At 72.7% G+C, this 18061-nt stretch carries 15 protein-coding genes; 9 read left to right on the forward strand and 6 right to left on the reverse strand.

All coding sequences use genetic code 11. From position 1 onward, the window contains the following. Positions 1-77: 77 nt before the first annotated feature. Positions 78-521, reverse strand: coding sequence for a hypothetical protein (locus J7E97_RS35645; protein WP_251054121.1), 444 nt, complete (start codon positions 519-521; stop codon positions 78-80). Further along, positions 431-2599 carry a helix-turn-helix domain-containing protein gene (locus tag J7E97_RS08935; RefSeq protein WP_251054124.1) on the reverse strand — a complete coding sequence of 723 codons (2169 nt, stop codon included), beginning with the start codon at positions 2597-2599 and terminating at the stop codon, positions 431-433. Before J7E97_RS08935 ends, J7E97_RS35645 begins: the two co-directional genes overlap by 91 nt. A 155-nt stretch (positions 2600-2754) precedes the next feature. On the opposite strand from J7E97_RS08935, the gene J7E97_RS08940 reads away from it, so the two are divergent. Beyond that, positions 2755-2982, forward strand: a complete 228-nt coding sequence (locus tag J7E97_RS08940) for a hypothetical protein (protein ID WP_215024216.1) — start codon at positions 2755-2757, stop codon at positions 2980-2982. 1 nt (position 2983) lies between these two features. Here the strand turns inward: J7E97_RS08940 and J7E97_RS08945 are convergent, their stop codons facing one another. After that, the gene (locus tag J7E97_RS08945) at positions 2984-4303 is read right to left on the reverse strand and encodes a helix-turn-helix domain-containing protein (RefSeq protein WP_215024218.1); all 1320 of its coding nucleotides are present in this window, start codon (positions 4301-4303) and stop codon (positions 2984-2986) included. Positions 4304-4733: 430 nt separating this feature from the next. Between J7E97_RS08945 and J7E97_RS08950 the strand changes: the two genes are divergently transcribed. The 3 genes from J7E97_RS08950 to J7E97_RS08960 all read left to right on the forward strand — a co-directional run bounded on the left by J7E97_RS08950 (position 4734) and on the right by J7E97_RS08960 (position 6136). Next, positions 4734-5441, forward strand: coding sequence for a hypothetical protein (locus J7E97_RS08950; RefSeq protein ID WP_215024220.1), 708 nt, complete (start codon positions 4734-4736; stop codon positions 5439-5441). A 111-nt stretch (positions 5442-5552) separates the two neighbouring features. After that, on the forward strand, positions 5553-5927 hold the full coding sequence (locus tag J7E97_RS08955; protein WP_215024222.1) for a hypothetical protein: 375 nt from the start codon (positions 5553-5555) through the stop codon (positions 5925-5927). Positions 5928-5989: 62 nt separating this feature from the next. Further along, positions 5990-6136, forward strand: coding sequence for a hypothetical protein (locus tag J7E97_RS08960; protein ID WP_215024223.1), 147 nt, complete (start codon positions 5990-5992; stop codon positions 6134-6136). Between the two features lie 116 nt (positions 6137-6252). Here J7E97_RS08960 and J7E97_RS08965 read toward each other — a convergent pair whose 3' ends face one another. After that, positions 6253-6663, reverse strand: coding sequence for a hypothetical protein (locus J7E97_RS08965; protein WP_215024225.1), 411 nt, complete (start codon positions 6661-6663; stop codon positions 6253-6255). 221 nt (positions 6664-6884) lie between these two features. On the opposite strand from J7E97_RS08965, the gene J7E97_RS08970 reads away from it, so the two are divergent. The 4 genes from J7E97_RS08970 to J7E97_RS08985 all read left to right on the forward strand — a co-directional run bounded on the left by J7E97_RS08970 (position 6885) and on the right by J7E97_RS08985 (position 11923). Continuing rightward, positions 6885-7712 (forward strand): hypothetical protein, encoded by an 828-nt coding sequence (locus J7E97_RS08970; protein ID WP_215024227.1) that lies wholly within the window; start codon positions 6885-6887, stop codon positions 7710-7712. A 96-nt stretch (positions 7713-7808) separates the two neighbouring features. After that, positions 7809-9836: an FUSC family protein gene (locus J7E97_RS08975; RefSeq protein WP_215024229.1), complete on the forward strand. Its 2028-nt coding sequence runs from the start codon at positions 7809-7811 to the stop codon at positions 9834-9836. A gap of 66 nt (positions 9837-9902) precedes the next feature. Continuing rightward, complete coding sequence (locus J7E97_RS08980; protein ID WP_251054125.1) at positions 9903-10619, forward strand: hypothetical protein; 717 nt, start codon at positions 9903-9905, stop codon at positions 10617-10619. Between the two features lie 47 nt (positions 10620-10666). Further along, positions 10667-11923, forward strand: coding sequence for a HAMP domain-containing sensor histidine kinase (locus J7E97_RS08985; RefSeq protein WP_215024231.1), 1257 nt, complete (start codon positions 10667-10669; stop codon positions 11921-11923). Positions 11924-12030: 107 nt separating this feature from the next. On the opposite strand, the gene J7E97_RS08990 is transcribed toward J7E97_RS08985, so the two are convergent. Beyond that, on the reverse strand, positions 12031-14124 hold the full coding sequence (locus J7E97_RS08990) for a PhoX family phosphatase (RefSeq protein WP_215024233.1): 2094 nt from the start codon (positions 14122-14124) through the stop codon (positions 12031-12033). 293 nt (positions 14125-14417) lie between these two features. On the opposite strand from J7E97_RS08990, the gene J7E97_RS08995 reads away from it, so the two are divergent. Continuing rightward, positions 14418-15998 carry a VWA domain-containing protein gene (locus tag J7E97_RS08995; protein WP_215024235.1) on the forward strand — a complete coding sequence of 527 codons (1581 nt, stop codon included), beginning with the start codon at positions 14418-14420 and terminating at the stop codon, positions 15996-15998. A 139-nt stretch (positions 15999-16137) separates the two neighbouring features. Here the strand turns inward: J7E97_RS08995 and aspS are convergent, their stop codons facing one another. Continuing rightward, positions 16138-17961 (reverse strand): aspartate--tRNA ligase, encoded by a 1824-nt coding sequence (aspS, locus tag J7E97_RS09000; RefSeq protein ID WP_215024237.1) that lies wholly within the window; start codon positions 17959-17961, stop codon positions 16138-16140. Positions 17962-18061 lie beyond the last annotated feature (100 nt).

Genomic DNA, 18061 nt, shown 5'->3' on the forward strand with positions numbered 1-18061 from the left:
ACCGGCCATTTGTGACCGGCGTCCGGGAGGCCGGTCCGTGCCGGTCCCGAGGCCCCCCCGCCCCTACCTTCCCGTGGTCACGAGGTGCTGGTCGGAGGGGGCGGGAACGTGGCCGGCGCGAAGTCCCGGTGCCGGCCGCGGAACGTGCGTCCGAGGTGGTGCTGCAACCGGACGTGGCGGAACTGGTACACGGCTCCGGTCTGGCGCAGCACCCCTCGGTGGTAGGCATCGTCCAGGAACGCGGCGGGGTCCCAGGGGAGTCGCCCGGCCAAGGGCAGCCAGACACGCGCCAGCACGATCCATTGCCCCCAAGCCGTGAAGGCGAGCACATAGGAGGCCGCGCCGCCCAGGCCGCCGATCGCGCCGATGAACAGGCTGTCCTGGACCCCCCAGTTGAGAGGTCCCATCGTGCCCCGCAGCAGATGGACGATCAGGTACCCGCCGAAGGCGATGGCCAGGGTGAACGCCGGAGCCAGGATGAGGAACTGCCGGCCGGCCGTCGTCCGGTTCGAGGACAGCAAACTGATCGGGGTGGCCGCCGCGGTGACGTCCACGGGCACTTCCAGTGCGGCCATGAGCCCGAAGACGAGACCGCGGCCGAGCCGAAGGTCAGTCCGAGGACCAGCATGTTGATCAGGGTGCCTTCGACGATGCGCGGGTCGATGATGGACGTCCCCGCGACCAGCGCGCGCCCTAGGGTGAGGGCGCAGGCGCATCCGATGCCCATGAAAGTGCCGCCGATCAGACCCTGTGCGAACCGGGCGGTGAAGGTGCGCAGGGGTCGGCGGCCGAGGCTCCCGTGCGCGGCGCGCAGGGTCAGCCGGATACGGGCCGGTTCGAACGCCGCTCCGCCGCCGGACCTGTCCGCCATCGCGTAGACGACTCCGAAGGCGAGGCCCGCGGCGGGTCCCATGAGACTCCCCTGCACGAGGAGTTCGCCGACCGGGAGCGCGGTGAGCAGTAGTCCGACCAGCCATTCGGCCAGGGTGATGCTCACGGCGGTGGTCAAGGCGAAGACCATGCTCCGCGTCGAGCGGGACAGCGAATCGCCCAGTTGCCACCACGCGAGGTCCTGGCGCTCGCGGTCGAGGCGGACCAGGTGGTGGGCGAGGTAGCCGAGCCAGTGTTCGGCCCGAGCCGGGTCCGCGTAGGGCGCCCTGGGCTGTCGGCCGGCCTCGTCCCGTTCCGGGGCGCGCCGTCGGTAGACCGCAGGCACGAAACCCGCCAGCAGGTGCTCATCCAGGCTCTTCACCGAGGGGAACCGGGTGGCGTCCAGGAGTTCGGCGGGGTCCCGGTCGGGCGTCTCGCTGTACAGGGTGCGGGCGAGGATGACCATGAGCGGGGTGGTCAGCACCGCGGCGAGGTTCGTGTGGGCCGGGCCCCGGCCCGTGCGCAGTTCCGTGAGGACCGCGTCCCATGTCGAGCGGGGCGCATCAGTGCTGTTGGCGGCGCTCGCCTCGCTCGCGTCGGACGGGCCGGACGGGACCGGCGGGACGGGCGGGACGGGCGGGACGGGCGGGACGGGGCGGGAGGTGCGGGGCAGGTAGTCGGCGAGGTCCTCGACGGTGAGGTCGGTGAGCTCGATGCCCCCCGCCCAGACGAGCGGCGCGTGCGCCGCCCGGACCGCTTCGGCGTACTCGTCGCGCCGACTGGTGAGGACGAGCGGTGAGGACGTCGCGTTGAGCGCGTCCAGGGCCTCGCGCCGCAAGCCTTCGGCTATCTCGTCGAATCCGTCCAGGACCGGCAGGATGCGGTCGGCGTCGACCAGCGCGGCGGCCAGGGTCGCCCCGCCGGAGCTGCGGCGGGCCAGATGCGGGTGGTCGCGCAGCAGTCGGCCGATCAGCCAGTCCCGCAGTGCGGTCGTCGACGGGTCCCAGGAACCGATGCTGAAGAGGACCGGCACGCGGCGATGCGGGGCCGGGGTCTCCAGGAGGTCCAGGACGAGCCTGATCGTGAGGATGGACTTGCCCGAGCCGGCCCGGCCGAGGATGACCAGTCGTCCGGAAGGGATCCGGAGGTAGACCTCGGCCATGCTCCGCAGGTCGCCGCCCAGATCCACCTCACGCGGAGTCTCGCCCGGCCCGAGGCGCTGGATGTTCTCCGCCCGGTCGGTCAGAACGGCGGGTGCCGGCGCCCACCGGACGGGCAGGGGGAACGGATCGTGGACGCGGCGTTGCGCCTCCTCGCGGCGCCAGCGGCGCCGGACCTCCGCCGCCAATTCCTGCGCGGCGTCGGCGAGCGTGTCACGGACGGGCGGCCAGGCGGGTGGGACGGGCGCGGGTGCCGGCAGTCCGGGGCTGTGGCGGTCGGCACCGGCGTCGTGGCGGTCGGCACCGGCGTCGTGGCGGTCGGCTCCGGCGTCGTGGCTCGCCGTGGAGGAGCCGGTGAGAGAAGCCGCCAGGCGCAGACGGTCTCCTTCTTCCAGGCCGAGCGCGTCCGCGAGCAGATTCACCGTTCCCATCCGGTGGTTCGTGGATCCGCCGCTCTCCAGGCGGCGAATGGTGCGCACGCTGACCCCGGACCGTTCGGCCACCTCCTCCTGCGTCAGGTTCGCTTCATCGCGCAGCCTGCGCAGCAACGGGCCGAGGTCCTCTGCCATCCAGCATCCCCCCTGATCCACCAGTACGAACGGCGGTGAGCCTACCCATGGCCGCCGGTCACGCATGGCCGGGCGCCTGACCTGTACGGACACCGTGGCCGGGGTCACTGTCAAAGACGGCGCCGCCCCCTGCTGACGGAAGGTGAGGAGCCGACGTGGCCAACCGCTTCTGGTGCGGAGAGTGCAACTACAAGACGCCCTGGCTCGACAGGTCCGAGGGGCTGCGCCGCCAGATCGAGCACTACGCCCACAAGCACCCGGGCACATCCCCGGCCGGCCAGATCGAGACCCGAAGGCGCGGCCCGGGCACGCGTCATGGACGCCTGCTGCTGGTGGCCGGCGCCCTCATCCTGCTCACCGTGGTGGCCGCGTGGCGCCATTGAGTCAGGGCTGGGGCTGGGGTTGGGGCCAGGGCGTGGGCTGGGGCTGGGGTTGGGGCCAGGGCGTGGGCTGGGGCTGGGGCCGGGGTGCGGATTCGGTGTGGGAGAGGGACTCGGCCAGGGCGCGCCAGACCTCGGCCGCCAGCTCCGGGTCGCCCGACTCGCGGGCGTCCTTGGCGATGCGTTCCAGGGCCACGACGGCGGCCAGGCGGTCGCCGTCGACCATGTCCAGCTGGTTGCGGAGGATGGTCAGGGCCAGCCGGTCCCGCTCGGCCAGGCCCGGCGGGTCCTCGCCGATGCGGTCGCTCAGTTTCCGGGCCTCGGTGAAATCGCCCTCGTGGAAGGCGAGCTGGCACCGCAGGACGAGTAGTTCGCGGTGGTGGAGCGGCAGGCCTACCAGTTCGGCCGCCGGCGCGGCCTCGCGCAGCCGGAGGCGGGCCTGCTCCGTGTCGCGCGGTTCCAGTTGCAGGTACATGGACGCGGCCGCGAGCCGCAACCGCATCCACAGGACCGGATCCTCGTTGCTGGGCATCCGCTCCAGGGCTCGCCGCAGGAACTCCGCGGTCGCCCTGCCGTCGCCCTGGCGCACGGCGACGGCGGCGGCCGTCCAGAGCGCTTCGACCTGCAGGCGGACCGGGGCGTCCGCGGACAGTGAGCCGATCACCCGGTCCGCGCGGGCCCGCGCGTCGAGCAGCCGTCCGCGCTCCGCCTCCAAGGGCACGAGGATGAGCTGTACTTCGGCGACGTAGTCCTGTGGCAGCGCGTGGTCGATCGAGAGGCTGTACGCCTCGCTCGCGGCGGAGAACGCCTCGGAGAGCTCGCCCGCGGCGCGGCGCCGGCGGGCGAGGAGGATCAGCGCCCGCGTCTGGAGGTCGGGCTGGCCTATGTGGCTGCCGAGGGCGATCAGTTCGGTCAGGACCCTCAGTTCCTCGGCGGGCCTTCCCTCGTCGTGGTGGCATCGGGCCAGGGACCACAGCGCCTGCCAGCGCAGGGAGGCGTCCCCGTCGCCGTCTTCCTGGAGCGCGTCTTGCAGCTCGCTGGCCATCTGGCGCGAGTCACCGACGGCCGCGAACTTGGCCAGGGCCTGGGCGAGCGGGCTGCCGACGCGGGCGCGGAACGCGACGGGCAGGACGTCGAGTTGTGCGCAGAGATGGGACAGGACCCTGGGCGTGGGAGGGCGGCTGCCCGACTCCAGCCGGGACAGGTACGCGGCGGAGATCTCCGTACCGGCCAGCTCGAACTGCGAGAGGCCCCGGGCCAGCCGGAGGGCTCGGAGTCGCCGACCGAATTCGGGCTGTGCGGGGATGCGCTCCTGCCTGGACATACGGAGAGGGTGCCTCCGCTCATCGGCACTGTCAACCGACGCTTGATATATTGGCATGATTTGGCAGGCGCATTTCGGCCAGTCAACCTCTTGACGCAGGGCGTTTGACGACGCGCCGTCATCCGCGGTGCAGACACCCCGAGCGAGCTTCAGCAAACGTTTGACAACTGCTTGCCATAAGGGGACACATCGCCTTCCCTTTCGCCCTTCATCACCCCGGCCTTGACGCTCTCACCCGTTCGGGCGCACGCTCCGCCCCCTGCCGCCACCCCCGGTCCACCACCCGCCATCTGCGAAGACGTTCCCGCCGCAGGGTGACAGCACGGTGACGTGTCGTCAGGTCGTCGTGTTACGCGCGTCCCCGGGGGTCCGGGAGGGGTCCACTGCTCTCAGGACCCCGGCCGCCCGAGCCGGACCGGAAGGGATTCTCATGCCCCGCGCCAAGTGGGTGGTCGGCGTGCTGACGACGACTCTGCTGCTCACGGGCATAGGCGTGTTGCGGGCCACCGAAGGCGCCGGGCCGACCGCCCCGACCGCCGGCGACGCCCTGCCCTCGCGGGTCCTGGGACTCTCCGGCCCGCGGCGGGTCGCACGGCAGCTGGAGCACTCCGGCGGGCACACCACCGGCAAGGGCTCGCGCCGGTCCGTACGGTCGAGCGTCGCGCCCCTGCCCGCGTCGCGGCCGCTGCGGCTGGTCGTCCGGAGCCTGGGGATCGACGTACGGCTGACGGGCGGGACGCCGACCGCCGGGGCGCGGGGTGCGGATCCGGGGTACGGCAAAGATCGCGAAGACGCCAAGGGCACCAAGGACGGCGGGTACGACCGGGACGGCGGGTACGACAGGGGCGGCGGGTACGGCGCGGACCGTGCCGTGTGGGATTCCGCCGGTCCGGCCCCCGGCTCGGCCGGCACCGCCGAGGTGTCCGGGAACTCGCTCCGCCTGTCCGAGCTCCGTCGCGGACAGACGATCGAGATCCCCCGCGCGGATCGCCGTACGGCGGTGTTCACCGTGTACCGGGTCTCCCCCATGGGCGTCTCCGAGCGCGGAAACGCCTCCGGCAAGGCCCAACTGCGACTGATCGGCGGCGAAACGGCCGTCCTGGCCCGCCTCACCGGCCACCGCCGCGCACCCCGCTAGCGGACACCCTCCCCGGCTGCCGTCAGCCGTGGGGGGTGTCTTGGTCCGCCGGTCGGGGGGATCTTCGTGCCGGACGGAGAGTCGGTCCGCGTGTCGGGGCAGACCCTCCGCATGAGCGGGACGCGGCGCGCGCGCGAGGTACTGGGCAGGGCCCTGAGGGTGCCCCTGACGGTGATCTGCGTCGTACTGCTGTGCCTGTTCGGGACGGGCGGTCCGGGCGCGTTCGCCGCATCGGCCGAAGCCCCCCGCGGTTCCTCCTCGGCACCCGCCGAGCCCACCGAGGCACCGGCCGACCCGGCCGGCGATCCCGAGGTGCGCCTCGCGGTCCGCCCGGCCGTGCGCGGTGTCCCGGGCGTACGGGGCCTGCCGCGACCGGTGTTTCACGTGAAACATCCGCGTGTCGAGGCGGCGGACCCGCACGAGACGGCGACGACGGTAGCGACGCCGTCCCTCCGGCCGGTGCGGAGCGTGGTCCTGCGCTGCTGAGCGGTCCAAGGCCGATCAGCAGCCCAGCTCCCCCACACGCCCGAACACCGTGAGGTTTCGCCATGCCCATCGACCCGTACCTTGCCCTGAACGCCCTGCTCCGCGCCGAGGCCGCCCGCTTCTCCCCGCCGGCCCCGCAGAGCCGCCCGTGCGAACCCGAGCCCGCGAAGACGCCCGAGACCCAGACCGAAGACGCCGCCGCCGAGTAGCCCGGTCCGCGAGCGGACACGAGGCAGCAGCGGTTCCCGCGCCCTCGGCAACGCCGGAGTGGTCACGTGAGGTTCGACCACGGGGCGCGGGAACCGGTGCCCCGGTCGCCGGTCCGCTAGTCCTCCCGCGTGTAGTAGCGGTAGAACGCCACCATCGCGACGCCCGCGCCGACGAGCAGGGACAGCCCGGTGGACTTGAAGACGCTCTCGCCGGCGAGGCTGTAGAGGTAGCCGAACGTGATGCCCGCGAAGGCCCCGTACGCCGCCGCGTGCACCTCCCGCTTCAGCCGCGGCCCGATCCGGGCCAGGGCGAACAGACCGGCCGCGAAGACCGCGCCGCACAGGATCCCGTAGAAGACGTTGCCCGCGTCGACGGGCCCCGTCTGGCGGTTCATGAAGGCCGCGTAGACGCCGTAGACGAGTCCCATGAGCAGGGGACGCGCCAGCGCGGACTTGCTCACGTGGGTCATCGCGCCGTCCGCGGACTGTCGATGGCGCCTGGGGGCGGTGGGTGCCGCATGTGCCATGACGGGCTCCTCTCTCCCACCATCCAGGGCACACCCGCCGCCCCCGGGCGGCAACTGGATCACTCGGCCACCCCGAAGCTCGGCGCCCCCACGCCCCACGCCCCACGCCCCACGCCCCACGCCCCGCACCCCGCACCCCGCGCCACCCGCCACCCGCCACCCGCCACCCGCTCGCAGCAGTCCGGCTCGCGCCGCCCGGCCGCCCGCCTTTCCCTGGTGACGTGCGGACCTTCCTCTCGGCGGTACTCATCGCGCTCGTGGCCCTCCTGGTGCCCGCGAGCGCCGTCGCGTACTGGGCCGATCACGAGCTCGGCCACGCCGACCGGTACACCGCCGCCATGTCCCCGCTCGCCACGGATCCCGCCGTACAGAACCTCGTCGTCACCCAGGCCGGCCGCGCCCTCTCCGGGCAGATCGACGCCGGCCCCTTCCAGGGCGGGCTCGACACCCTGCTCGGCGAGGCCCTGCGCTCCTTCGTCGGCACCCCCGCCTACCGCACCGCGTGGGACGCCGCGAACCGCGCGGCCCACGCCGCCTTCTTCGAAGCGCTCACCACGGGCCACGGCGACGCCGTCACCATCGACCTCGCACCCGTGATCGCCCAGGTCAAGGGCGATCTCGTCGGCAACGGGGTGCCGTTCGCCGACCGCATCCCGGTGACCCACGTCTCGGTGACGGTCATGGAGTACGACGGGCTCGGCTCCCTCCGGAAGGGATTTCGCATGCTGCAAGTCGCCGGGGTCTGGCTTCCCCTGCTGACCGTGGTGCTGGCCGGGACGGCCATCGCCGTGGCCGTCCGCCGCCGCCGCGCGGTGCTCGCAACCGGGCTCGGGCTCGCGGCCGGCGCCGTCCTGCTGTGGGCGGCCGTGGCGCTGTGCCGCCGCCTCACCCTGGACGATCTGCCCGCCGACATCGACCGTCGCGCAGCCGAGGCGGTGTACGACGCGCTCACCGCGTTCCTGCGGACCACCGCCTGGGTGGTGCTGGCCGTCGGGCTCGCCGCGGCTCTGGCCGCCTGGCTGATGGGCCGGCTGCGCCGCACACCATAAGCTCGGAAGGTACCGAATGACGCGCAAATCCGTAGAACAGCGCAGAAGAACCGATTCGCGAGCGGCGCCACGGAAGCGGGAATGAGCACAGCGGGAATGAGCACAGAACGCACCGAAGAGATACCGTCCGGGCGGCCTCGGCACGCGCCGGGACGGCTCCACCCGCTGAGCCCTCCCGCCTGGCTGCTCAAGGGGCTCCGGCCGGGCACCGCGCCGATCCCGTGGGCAGCCGTGCTGCGCGCCGGCATCGCCCTGGCGGTCCCGCTGGCCGTCGGATTCGTGCTCGACGAGCCCGAGTACGGCGCGCTCGTCTCGATGGGCGCCCTCTCCGGAGTCATCGGCGACACCGCGGACGCCTACCGGATGCGGGTCCTGAACATCGCCGTGCCGCAGCTCTTCGGCGGTATCGGCGTGGCACTGGGCACCCTGGTGTTCGGGCACGGCTGGCTCGCGGTCGGCGTCCTGACCGCGATCGCCCTGGTCTCCGGGATGATCTCCTCGATCGGCACGGTCGCCTCCGTCTCCGGACTGCTGCTCCTCCTGAACGCCGTCGTCGGCGCCGGACTTCCGCTGCCCCAGCCCTGGTGGACGGCCCCGCTGCTGCTGAGCGCGGGCGGCCTGTTCGTCCTCGCGCTGACCCTGCTCGGCTGGCCGTTGCGCGGCCGGCAGCCGGAACGGGCCGCGGTCGCCGCCACCTACCGGGCGCTGGCCGACGCCCTGGAGGCCGCCGGAGGTCCGGGGCCCGCGTACGAGGAGCGCCGCCACCAGGTCACCCAGGCCTTGAACCAGGCGTACGACCTGGTGCTCGGCCGGCGGGCCCGGGTGCACGGACGCAGCCCCTCGCTCGTGCGGGTGCTGGCCCAGCTGAACGTGGTGATCCCGCTCGTCGAGGCCGCGCCCGCCGCGCACCTGCGCCGCAAACCGCTGCCGCCCGAGATCCCGGCGGCCGTACGGGAGCTGGCCGCGGCCGTCGAGGAGGGCCGCACCGGAACTCCCGTACTGGACCTGCCCGCACCGGGCAGCGAGTCCGAGCGGGCCATCGACGCGGCCCTGCGCCACGCGGCGACCATCGTGCTGCTGGCCGAGCCGGACCCGTACAACGTCGACGACCGGCTCGGCCGGCCCGCCGCGCTCGGGATCCGGGCCCGCCGGGCGGTGCGCGACATGATGCTCTCCGGGGCCTCCTGGCGGTACGGTCTGCGGCTCGCGCTGTGCATCGGACTGGCCCAGGCGCTGGTGTCGGTGGTGGAGATCGAGCGGTCCTACTGGGTCGCGCTGACCGTCACCTTCGTCCTCAAGCCCGACTTCGGCTCGGTGTTCTCCCGGGCCGTGATGCGCGCACTGGGCACCGCCGCCGGGCTGGTCATCGCGGCCGCCGTGCTCGCGGAGGTGCCGCGCGGCTGGTGGGACGTGCCGGTGATGGTGGTGCTCGCCGCGCTGATCCCGGCGTTCTCCGTCAAGGGGTACGCCTTCCAGACCGCCGCGATCACCCCGGTCATCCTGCTGCTCTCGGACCTGCTCAACCACCAGGGCTTCGACCTGATCCGGCCGCGGCTGCTGGACAGCCTGATCGGCTGCGCGATCACCCTCCTCGCCGGCTACCTGTTGTGGCCCGAGAGCTGGCACACCCGGATCGGGCACCGGCTCGCCGACACCGTGGACGACGCCGCCCGGTACGTCGAGCGGGCCTTCGGCAGCCATCCCGACACCGAGGCGGGGGTCCGGGCGGCGCGCACCGCCCGGCTCCAGGCCCGGCGGCGGATCTACCGGGACCTGTCGGGCGTGCGGAGCGAGTTCCAGCGGGCGCTGACGGAGCCTCCTCCGACCGGGGCGCGGGCCGCCGCGTGGTGGCCGCTGGTCGTCGCCGTGGAGCGGATCGTCGACGCGACCACCGCGGCCCGGGTCCGGGTCAACCACGGGGCGCGGCCGCCGGCCGAGCCGGAGGTCGCGGCGATCGCCGAGGACCTGCGCGGCCTGGCCCGGGGCGTGCGCAGGGCCAGCAGCCCGGCCCAGCTGGACCCGCCGTCCCCGCCGGTGGTGGCCGAGGCGTCCGTGCTGGCCCCGGTCCGCCACGAGCTGGCGGCGGCCCGCGCCCTCACCACCTCCCAGATCGAAGCCCCGTAGACCGGTCCGTCCCCCCAATGGCCCCGTCCCCGGGCCCGTCCGGCCCGGACGGGAGAGCATCGGGGTATGAGGCCACTCCCCCGCCGCGGCCTGCGCGTCCTCGCCCTCGCCGCCCTCGCGGCCGCGGCGGGCTGCGCCGATGTGGAGGGGCTGAACAGCGAGGGGGACCTGGGCACGGTGCACGCACCCCAGACCCTGTGGAAGGACATCCGCCCCGAACCCCCCGGGCCGGACCAGAAGCCGGGGACGGCCACCGTGGTCCCCGGGCTCCCCAAGGTCCCCGGCCTCTCCATGCGCGGGGTGAACGCGCTCGACGTCATCCGCGCGGACCTCACCGCCGCCACCGCCGGGGACGGCGGGACCGGGCGGCTCGTCGACCCGCGCGCCGTCCAGCGGCTCGCACTCTGTACACAGGCTGTGGACGGCGGTCCGGACTGCCCGGTCCGTCCGGGCGTGCTGCACGATCTGACCGGCAACGGCCGGGAGGAGCTGATCACCGCCCTGGACCTCGACGGCAGACTCAGCGAGCTGCGCGTCTACACCGTCCGGGACGACGGGAGCATCGCCCGGATCCTGTCCCGGCGCGCGGTGCTGGAGGGCGTGGAAGTGGCCGCCGAACACCTCGCGGTGCGCGAGCCGACCTCGAACCCGGCGTACGTCTCCGTCTCCGACTACGTGTGGGACGACAAGGCCGGGCTCATGAACCTGGTCCAGCTCACCCTCGACTCCTGTCCCCACGCCAACGACGCCTCCGGCCCCTGCGGTCCGGTCGGCGCGGCCTGAGCGCGGGCGGGACCGGGCGCGTGCTGCGGATGCCGAGGGGGGTGCGGATGCCGAGGGGGCTGCGCTGGAAGATCGCCATGACCACCACCGCCGTGTGCTGCATGGTCGCCGCCGCGCTCGGGATCATCGTCCACAACGTCGTCTCCCGGCAGATCTCCGGCGAACTCCGCAAGGACGTGAGCCGGGACCTGGAACACGCCCTCGACCACTACCAGTACGGCACCACGCACGGCGACGTGAACGCCGCCCTCGATCCGCCCGGCCTGCCTCCGCCGCTGCGCGAGCTGGTCGCGCGCGGGGAGACCGGAACCATGGTGGGCGAGTACGACCACAAGCCGGTGATGTGGGCGGGCGGGCCCGCCGATCAGAAGGCGCTCGCGGTCTGGGTCCCGTACGCCGACACCCGCGCGCGGCTCCGGGACATCGACGCCGCCATCCTGGCGGCCGCCGGCCTCGGCGCCGGGGCGGTGGCCGTCGTGGGCCTCTTCCTCGCCAACCGGATCAGCCGCCGGCTCGCCACCACCGCCGCCGTGGCCCGCCGGATCAGCGCCGGTGACCTCGACGCCCGCGTCGGCTTCCCCGCCGACGAGGACGAGGATCCGCGCCGGGACGGCTCCCGCGACGAGGTGCGGGACGTGGCACAGGCCCTGGACTCCATGGCGGCCTCGCTCCAGGACCGGCTGGAGGCGGAGAAGCGCTTCACGGCGGACGTGGCGCACGAGCTGCGCACCCCGCTCACGGGCTCGCTGGCCGCGGCGGCGCTGCTGCCCGAGGGCCGCCCCAAGGAGATGATCAACGACCGGCTCAAGGCCCTGCACCTGCTCACCGAGGACCTGCTGGAGATCTCCCGGCTGGACTCGGGCGTCGAGCGGGCCGATCTGGCCCGGGTGGAGCTCGGCCGGGCCGTGGAACGGGCCGCGGCGAGCACCCGCCTGAACGTCTCGGTACGGATCCTGCGGGACGCGGTGGTCCGCACCGACCGGCGCCGCCTGGACCGGATTCTGGCCAACCTGCTGGTCAACGCCGACAAGCACGGGCAGCCGCCGATCGAAGTGAGCGTCGAGGGGCCGCTGGTGACCGTCCGCGACCACGGGCCGGGCTACCCGGCCGACCTCATCGAGCAGGGCCCGCAGCGGTTCCGCACCGGTGACCCGGGACGGGGGCGGGGCCACGGTCTGGGCCTGACCATCGTGGCCGGGCAGGCGGCGGTACTGGAGATCACCCTGCGCTTCTCCAACGCCCCGGACGGGGGCGCGGTGACCTCGCTCCAGCTACCCGTGGGACGGCTGACCGAGGGAAGTTGAGCTCGCGGCCGTGGATGTTTCACGTGAAACACGTGTGCGGGGTGGACGTTTCACGTGAAACATCCACCCCGCACCGCTCAACTCATGGGATCGGGCAACTCATCGGATCACACTCCGATGTTCTTGCCGTCCTTGCGCCACACGGACACGACCGCCGGTCGGACGATCTTGCCCGGTCCGTCCGGCCACACCGACTGCGGCTTCTCGACGGACGCGCCGTCGATCTCGCCCGGGTGCTGGACGGAGACCAGGACGCGCTTGTCCTGGATGAGCGGACCGCAGGTCTCGGCGCCGCGCGGCACGGTGAGGAACTGCTTCAGCTCACCGCGGCGCTCTCCGGCGGTCGCGACACCGAAGAGGCCGTCGTGGGAGCCGAGCTGGTTGCCGTCCGTGGAGATCCACAGGTTGCCGTGCGGGTCGAACGCCACGTTGTCCGGGCAGGAGATCGGGCTGACCTTCTCCTTCGGGAAGCCCGCGAAGTAGGTCGCCGGGTCGTTCGGGTCACCGGCGACGAGGAAGAGCCGCCAGGCGAAGCCGTCGCCCGCCGGGTCGTCGAAGTTCTCGGCGAGCTCCAGGATCTGGCCGTGCTTGTTCAGGTTGCGCGGGTTGGCCTCGTCCGCGCCCGCCTTGCCGGCCTTGCCGCGGTCGGTGTTGTTGGTCAGCGCGATGTAGACGCGGCCGGTGCGCGGGGAGGGCTCGACGTCCTCGGGGCGGTCCATCTTGGTGGCGCCCACCTTGTCGGCGGCCTCGCGCGTGAAGACGTACACCTCCTCGGCGGTCATGCCCTCGACGTGCGAGACGCCGCCGGTGGCGAGCTTGATCCAGGTGCCGGAGCCGTCGAACTCGCCGTCGGCGGGGAGCTTGCCGGTGTCGTCGATCCCGGCGGCCGGCGAGTCGCCGGTCAGCTTGGCGACGTACAGGGTGCCCTCGTCCAGCAGCGTGAGGTTGTGCTCCTTGGCCGCGCGCGAGTTGCCCTTCTTCATCTGCTTCGAGGAGACGAACTTGTAGAAGTAGTCGAAGCGCTCGTCGTCACCCATGTAGATGACCGGGCGGCCGTCCTCGGTCAGACGCGGCTGCGCGGCCTCGTGCTTGAAGCGGCCCAGCGCGGTGCGCTTGCGCGGGGTGGACTTCGGGTCGTACGGGTCGAGCTCGACGACCCAGCCGAAGCGGTGCGACTCGTTGGGCTCGCGCGCGACGTCGAAGCGCTTGTCGAACCGCTCCCACTTGCGCTCGGAGGCGCCGGTGGTCATGCCGTAGCGCTTCAGGCGGGCGGCGGCGACCGGGTCGGTGACCTGGCCGGCGTTGGCGAAGTACTGGTTGAAGTTCTCCTCGCCATGGAGGGTGGTGCCCCACGGGGTGGTGCCGCCGGAGCAGTTGTTGAGGGTGCCGAGCACCTTGGTGCCGGTGGCGTCGACGGAGGTCTTCAGCAGGGCGCTGCCCGCGGCCGGACCGGTCAGCTTGAACTCGCTGGTCGCGGTGAGGCGGCGGTTGAGCTGGTGGCGGTTGACCGCGGTCAGCTTGCCGCAGCGGTGGTCCTCCTGGACCACGACCACGCCGAGCCCGTGTGCGGCCCAGGCGATCTCGACCTGCTCGCGCGTCGGGTTGGCCGGGTCGTAGCCCTTGAACATGAGGATCTCGTCCGTGTACTCGTGGTTGGCCACGAGCAGCTGCCGGCGCTCGTAGTCGTCGCCGAGCGGGAGGAGGCTCAGGAAGTCGTTGTTGTAGCCGAACTGACCGGCCTGCGCGGCGGCGGTCTGCCGGTCGGGGTTGAAGGCGGGCGCGCCCTTGACGATCGGGTCACCCCAGCGGATGACCACGTTCTGCTCGTGCCCCTCGGGGACGGTGACCTTGTCGGCGGTGTTCGGTGCGACGGCCTTGAAGCGCAGACCGCGGGCGCCGTCGGCGTTGCCGCCCGCTCCGCCGGCCGCGCTGCGCGGATCGGCGGCGGGGGTGGCGTTGGCGGAGGAGCCGTTGCCGCTCAGGGTGAGGGCGGTACCGGCGGCGGAGGCGACCGTGACGACGGCGGCCGAGCGGAGCATCGAGCGGCGCGAGTAGGCGCGGGCTATGACGTCGCCGACGTACTCGTTGTCGCTGGTGTTCGGCACCTCGTGGAAGCAGGCGTCGCCACAGCGGTAGCGGCAGGTGAGGGCGGAACGGCCGCCCCCATGCGGGTTGCCGATGAGCGGCAGGAGCTTGCGCACGAATGTCCTCCGTTGGTACCCGATCCCCGACGACCTGTCGGAACGATCCGTCGGTGACGCTAGGCGCGGGTTGCGCCGGAGCGGCGGCGCACGGATGAACGCCCGGTGAATGCGGCACGGCGGAGCGGGAGTTCGCGGGCGGGGAGAGGTGTGTCGGGACCGTGGGCGCCACGAAAGGTGCCCCTGCCGAAGTTCCGGCCAAGGGGCCGATAACCTTACGTGTCCACTCTGGGCAGGGATCTACCGCGCAGCGCGGACAAATGACGCACACACTCATGCGAAAGGCCTGGCCCATGGGTATTCGGAGCTTGTTGCGCAAGGTGTTCGGACGAACCTCGGAAACGGTTCCGGAGACGACCGGCACCACTTCGGCGGCCCTCCCGAGCCAGACCGAACGCACCCCACTGGACGCGGCGGCCGAACTGGTCGCGGCGTCCTTCGACAACCCCACCGTCCCCCCGCAGTCCGCACCGCGCGACCGCGAGCCGGGCACCGTCCTGACGGCGCCGGCCCCAGCCGCCGCCCCCAACCCGGACCCCACGGTCCCGGAAGCCCGCCGCCCAGCCGCCGCGCCGGCCACCCCGGCCGCGCGTGAGACGGCGGCGGAGGCCGAGCCGGCTTCCGCCCCGCTCGCGGCTGCCGCCGTCGAAGCCGAGGCCGAGCCCGAGGCCGTCGCACCGCAGGTCGAGGAGGAGGTGGAGGCGGAGGCGGAGCCCCTGGCCGCCGTCGCCACCGACCCGAAGCCGGCCACGGCTACGGCCGAGGCCGAAGCCGGAGAGGCCCTCGCCGCTGCCTCGCCGGAAGCCGAAGCAGAGGCCGAAGCGGAAGCGGAAGCGGAAACCACGGCAGCTCCGGAAGCGGAGGCCGAGCCTCTCGCGGCAGCCGCCGACCCGGAGCCGCTCCCCGCCGAAGCCGAAGCCGAAGCGGAAGTCCGCGTCGCGGACACGGCCGTTGCCGAGCAGGAAGCCGCGCAGGAAGCGCAGCAGGAAGCCGCGCCCACAACCGAACCGCGATCCGAGCCCGAGACCGCACCGGAGTCGGCACCGGAGACCGCGCCGGAGGCCGAGGCAGAGCCGGAGCCCGAGGCCGAGCCCGCACCGAAGACCGCGCCGGAGGCCGAGGCAAAGCCCGAGGCGGAGGTGGAGCCCGAGCCCGAGTCCGCGCCGGAGACCGAGACAGAGCCGGAGCCCGAGCCCGAGGCAGCCGCCACCGGCGGCCCCGCGCACGCCCTCGCGGCGGTCAAGCGGCAGGCTCCCGCACTCGCCGGGGCCCACAAGGCCGCCGGGCAGGCGCTGCGGAGCCGGGGGAAGGCCGGGGCGCGCGCCACGGTGTACCTCGTCCTCGACCGGTCGGGATCGATGCGGTCGTTCTACAAGGACGGCAGCGCCCAGTACCTCGCCGACCACGTCCTCGCCCTCGCCGCGCACCTCGACGACGAGGCCACCGTCCGCACGGTGTTCTTCTCCACCGAGCTGGACGGCACCGCCGACCTGTCCCTCGACGCGTACGACGAGAACTGGGTCGAGGCCCGCCACGCGGAGCTCGGCCGGATGGGCCGCACCAGCTACCACGTCGCCGTGGAGGCCGTCGTCGAGCGCTACCAGAAGGACGGCGGCACGGGCCCGGCCCTCGTCGTCTTCCAGACCGACGGCGCCCCCGACAACCGGCAGCCCGCCAAGGCCGCCCTGGCCGAGGCGGCCGCCACCGCTCCCGGCATCCACTGGCAGTTCGTCGCCTTCGGCGACCCCGAGGCCAAGGCCTTCGACTTCCTGCGCAAGCTGGACGCCGACAACGCCGGCTTCTTCCACGCCGGCCCCGCGCCGGCCGAACTGACCTCGGCCGCCCTCCTCAAGGGCATCCTCGACCGGTTCTGAGCCCGCCCGGCACCGCGTACGCGAGCAGGCCCGTCCACAAGCAGGCACATACGCACATACGCACATACGAAAGCTCACGCAAAAGGCGGCGCCCCCTCCCGCGAGGAGAGGGGGCGCCGCCTTCGGCGTCTCAGGGGGTTCAGCCCCGCGGGGACCCGGCGTCCGGGATGACCGCGTCGGAGACGGGCCGGTCGGAGGCCTTCGTCTCCACCGGCTTGCGCAGGGCGATGTTCAGCTCGCGCAGGCGGGACTCCTCCAGGACGGTGGGCGCCCCCATCATCAGGTCCTGGGCGTTGCCGTTCAGCGGGAAGGCGATGGTCTCGCGGATGTTCGGCTCGTCGGCCAGCAGCATCACGATGCGGTCGACGCCCGGGGCGATGCCACCGTGCGGCGGGGCGCCGAGGCGGAACGCGCGGAGCATGCCCGCGAACTCGCGCTCGACGGTCTCGGCCTCGTAACCGGCGATCTCGAAGGCCTTCAGCATGACCTCGGGCTCGTGGTTGCGGATGGCGCCGGAGGACAGCTCGATGCCGTTGCAGACGATGTCGTACTGCCACGCCAGGATGTCGAGCGGGTCCTTCTCCTCCAGGTCCTTCATGCCGCCCTGCGGCATGGAGAAGGGGTTGTGCGAGAAGTCGATCTTGCCGGTCTCCTCGTCCGCCTCGTACATCGGGAAGTCGACGATCCAGCAGAACCGGAAGACGTTCTCCTCGAACTGGCCGGCGCGCTTGGCGGCCTCGACGCGCACGCCCGCCATGATCTTGGAGACCTCGCCGAACTCGCCCGCGCCGAAGAACACGGCGTGACCGGCGGCCAGGCCCAGGCGCTCGGTGAGGACCTTGACGTTCTCCTCGGTGAGGAACTTGGCGATCGGGCCGGTCAGCCCGCCGTCCTCGCCCACGCGGACCCAGGCCAGGCCCTTGGCGCCCAGCGAGATCGCGTACTCGCCGAGACCGTCGAAGAACTTGCGCGGCTGGCCGGCGGTGTCCGGGACGGCCAGCGCGCGCACGTGCTTGCCGGCGAACGCCTTGAACTCCGAGCCCTCGAACACGTCGGTGATGTCGACGAGCTCCAGCTTGGAGCGCAGGTCGGGCTTGTCGTTGCCGTACTTCAGCATCGACTCGCGGAACGGGATCCGCGGGAAGGGGGAGGTGACCTCGCGGCCCTTGCCGAACTCGGTGAAGATCTCCGTCATCAGCCGCTCGATGGGCTGGAAGACGTCCTCCTGCTCGACGAAGGACATCTCCACGTCGAGCTGGTAGAACTCGCCCGGCGAACGGTCGGCGCGGGCGTCCTCGTCGCGGAAGCAGGGCGCGATCTGGAAGTACCGGTCGAAGCCGGAGATCATCAGCAGCTGCTTGAACTGCTGCGGCGCCTGCGGCAGGGCGTAGAACTTGCCCGGGTTCAGGCGGGACGGGACGACGAAGTCACGGGCGCCCTCGGGGGAGGTCGCGGTGAGGATCGGGGTCGCCATCTCGTTGAAGCCGAGGGCCACCATCTTGGAGCGGATGGAGGCGATGACGGCCGAGCGCAGCATGATGTTGCGGTGCATGCGCTCGCGGCGCAGGTCGAGGAAGCGGTACTCCAGGCGCCGCTCCTCGTTCACACCGTCGTCGGTGTTGATCGTGAAGGGCAGCGGGGCGGCCGCGCCGAGCACCTCGACCGCGGAGACCTCGACCTCGATGTCGCCGGTGGCGAGCTCGGGGTTGACGTTGTCGGCGCCGCGGGAGACGACCTTGCCGTCGATGCGGACGACGGTCTCCTTGGTGACGCTGCTCAGCGCCTCGTTCGCGGCGGTGCCGGGACGGGCCACGAGCTGCGTGATGCCGTAGTGGTCACGCAGATCGATGAAGAGGATGCCGCCCAGGTCTCGACGGTTGTGCAGCCAGCCGCTCAGCCGGACGTCGGAAGCGACGTCGGAGGCACGGAGCTCGCCGCACGTGTGGGACCTGTACCGATGCATCAGTCATCCAGTTCTACGTGATACCAGGGTGGATTCAACCGTCCCCAGGTTACCGTCCGGGCCGGGTGCCGTGCGGGCGCGCCCGGAGAGGAGCCCGGAG

Source organism: Streptomyces sp. ISL-66 (assembly GCF_018614135.1).
Classification (GTDB): domain Bacteria; phylum Actinomycetota; class Actinomycetes; order Streptomycetales; family Streptomycetaceae; genus Streptomyces.